This is a genomic window from Allobosea sp. P4_C6 (assembly GCF_056402015.1).
This window is the reverse complement of the sequence record NZ_JBFUIF010000154.1, coordinates 1-3,164: the sequence shown is the minus strand read 5'-3', so window position 1 is coordinate 3,164 and position 3,164 is coordinate 1. Positions and strand designations below refer to the sequence as shown.

General features: G+C 60.7%; 3 protein-coding genes. 2 read left to right on the top strand and 1 reads right to left on the bottom strand.

All coding sequences use genetic code 11. The features are described from left to right. Positions 1-319 precede the first annotated feature (319 nt). The gene (locus tag AC1DVA_RS27215) at positions 320-649 is read left to right on the top strand and encodes a Rap1a/Tai family immunity protein (RefSeq protein WP_265055446.1); all 330 of its coding nucleotides are present in this window, start codon (positions 320-322) and stop codon (positions 647-649) included. Further along, positions 646-1,206 (top strand): hypothetical protein, encoded by a 561-nt coding sequence (locus AC1DVA_RS27210; protein WP_265055445.1) that lies wholly within the window; start codon positions 646-648, stop codon positions 1,204-1,206. Before AC1DVA_RS27215 ends, AC1DVA_RS27210 begins: the two co-directional genes overlap by 4 nt. Before the next feature lie 389 nt (positions 1,207-1,595). On the opposite strand, the gene AC1DVA_RS27205 is transcribed toward AC1DVA_RS27210, so the two are convergent. Beyond that, entirely contained in the window at positions 1,596-2,381 is a 786-nt protein-coding gene (locus AC1DVA_RS27205; RefSeq protein WP_476807959.1) for an ion channel, read from the bottom strand. Positions 2,382-3,164: the final 783 nt, after the last annotated feature.

Below are 3,164 nucleotides of genomic sequence, written 5' to 3'. Positions count from 1 at the left end.
GAAAGGGGGCCGGTTTCGAAGACCACCCGCTTTGGCTGAGGGCGTACCTTGGGTCGCCGGTCAATTGCCTCGCTTCTAAACGTCCCCCTCAAGGGCTAACTCCAAGGTCAACCAGGTAAAAAATATGTTTAATATCAAACCACTATCATATTTATACCTGACCTTCTGATATAGATCACATCTGTCGTTGCTGACATAATATGCGACGCGCTGCTGACCCGGCTGAACGCGGAGCGCCGTCCCGCAGCATGAAAAATAAATATGTCCTGGCGACATATGCGAGAGGCGATTGTGGGGGTGGGCGATGTTTTGGTTGTCGATGGCTGTTCTCATCACGGCATTGAGCGTTGAGACGGTCTCCGCCCAAGGGCTGTCGGAGAATAAATTGCTGTCCCGCTGCCGTGCGTTTGGAAACGCCAGTCAAAGAGGTCCGCTAGCTACTTTCAACGAAGGATATTGCGGCGGCTTCGTTGCCGGGATTGCCTTCGTCGACCCGAAGAGTTGCAAGCTCGATGGCGTCTATATCGCCGAAGTAGCTCGCGTCGTCGTGGCGTATATCGACCAGCTGCCCGCCAGACAGCATGAGCCCTTTGCTATACTGGCGACAGCGGCACTGCGCAGCGCGTGGCCGTGCAAGGCCGCCCCATGACGAGCCGTCCGACCATCCTTGCCGGCCTGATGTTCGCCGCTCTGGCGACCGCAGCAACGACAGCGGCTTATTCGCAGGCGACTGCGCCCGGTTCGGCGCAAGGCGACCTATTCGGGTTTGCCTTTAAGCAACCTTTTAGCCCCGTAAACCGGGTGGAGCTGTCGCGACTGGTCGAGGCCTATTGTCGCGAAATCCTCGACGTCGTGCCGACCAACACGCCCGCCGAGGATGCATGGGTAACTGCGGAATCCAAAACGTCTGACATCAATCGAATAACCCGTCTGGTCTCGACCAAGGAATGGGCGCGGTATCAACTCAAGGAAACGTTTTCCGAATGCCTCCAAAAGATAACTTTGCTTCAGCAGGCTCAAGCGAACAATGCGCGTTCGGCAGAGGCAGCCGTATTCATCAGTCTGGCGTTTACGTTCAATCAGGACACTGATCTTGCCGCGTTCGCCAAACGGGTCGACCTGAAATCCGAGCTTTCGGCAAACGTACTCCGCAAGTTTCTAATGATTGCGGCATTGCGGACGCTCGACCGGCTCGACGACAAATGACCGAGACGAGTGCGATCATCGCCCCGACCCGTCCGCATTCTTCTGGAGTTCCGGGATCTGGGACGAGCGGCTCGCCCGCGGCACGTCGCGGATCAGCGCGTGGGTGACGCGGCTCGTAGCTCCCTGGCCAGGCGCCATGTTGGCGCACGTGAAGACATCTCGGTGCCCTGCTGCCCGTTCCAGCTCACAGATTGGGCCGGGCTCCCATCGCCTAGGACGGCCAGCGCATGGCGGCAATGACGTCGGGAGCGTCGCCATAAGCGATGACGAGATCGATGGCCGCGCGCTTGCCAACGTTGCCCTCGGGCGGGCTAGGGGAAAGGGCGCGCAAGGGTTTATTTGTTGAGTCTCGTTCCGTTCCGCACTAGCGGCGATCAGCCCAAAAAGCTCTATTCCTCCTCGTACGGAATGTTCAGCACCTGCCCGCAGGCCTTGCAGTGCGACGCGTCGGGATCGTGACGCAGCAGGCCGCAGGTCGGGCAGGGGAAGCGCACCTTGTTCGGACGCAGTACCGCCTTGGCCAGCCCGAAGAACAGCGTCACGCCGAAGATCATGATGGTGACCGAGATGAGCCGCCCGGTGGTGCCCTGCAGCGTGATGTCACCGAAACCGGTGGTGGTCAGCGCCGTGACGGTGAAATACAGCGCGTCCGCATAGTTGATGATGTGCGGATTGCTGGCGTGCTGCGTCTCGTAGACGAAGCCGGTCATCACGAACAGGAACACCACGAAATTGGCGACCGCGATGATGATCTCCTCGTTGTCGCGGAAATACGCCGAGTCGCGACGCAGCCGCGCCAGCAGCTGGTAGCTGCGCAGCAGCCGCAAAGTGCGTACGACGCGCAGGAAGCCCGCGCCCTCGCCCACCAGTGGCGCGAGGAATGACGTGATCGCCGCGATGTCGGCCAATGTGGTCGGGCGCAGTAGGTCGCGCAGGCGGTGGCGGCTGATCAGCAGGCGCGCGCCAAAGTCCGCCAGGATGACGAGGCCGAACACGACATCGAGCGTCTCGGTGACGGCGTTGCCCGGAACGAACGAGGTCGCGACGATGAACAGCAGCGTGACCAGATCGAAAGCGAGCAGCGTATAGCGGAATTGGTGCGCCCGGCGCGAGTCGCCCTCGTAGAGCTGGCGGATCAATACCTGAGCGCGTCGGAACGGCGGCGTGGCGGTCATTTTCATCCACTCAATACCGCAAGGCGACGTGGCACCGATCTCGCGATTAACGGGCCGATGCGGCGGCACTAGCAGCGTCTGCAATTGTTGGCATCACGAATGCAATTAGCGTTGCGATTCCTATCACGTTCTTCATTGCTTGCTCCTGTTGCGAAGCAGCGCGGCGGCAGCAGAGATGGAAAAGCGTGGAGCGAGTACACTCACCAGCGGTCTTGATGTCGTGCACCGAGTTCCAACGGCACTAGAGGCAGCAGGCGTCGAGTTCCTGAACCGCGGCCAGCCGGTCGTGAGGCTGGCGAAGCTGGACGCCGCCATTCGGTCTCAATCGTAGATGCCGTTTCAATAGAGCAGCAGAAGGCCAACGCCGACGATGTGCGAGCGGAGGCGGCGATTGCTGTGGACCGTGTGCTCGCCGATACCGATGCCACGAAGGAGAAGGTTGAACGCCGGGCGGCGCTGACAGCGGAGCCGGCCGTCATTGCAGCGGCCCGAGGGAAGGGGCAGGGTCGCAAGCGCTAGCGCGAAGATCTGGCCGGAAGCGGGACGCGGGCGATTGCTACTGCCGAGCATCCCATCGCGGCCGGTTCGGCGGATGGAACAAGCGGGGAGAAATGAGGTGATGCTTCGACTGACCTTAGCGATGGCGTTGATCGCCGCTCCAGCACTCGCCGAACCGAGGCACTCCACCGTGGAGCAATGCGCCGCTTGTCATGGCGAAGATGGCATCGCCCGAGATACCGAAGTGCCTCATCTGGCCGGGCAGAATGAACGCTACCTCTTCAA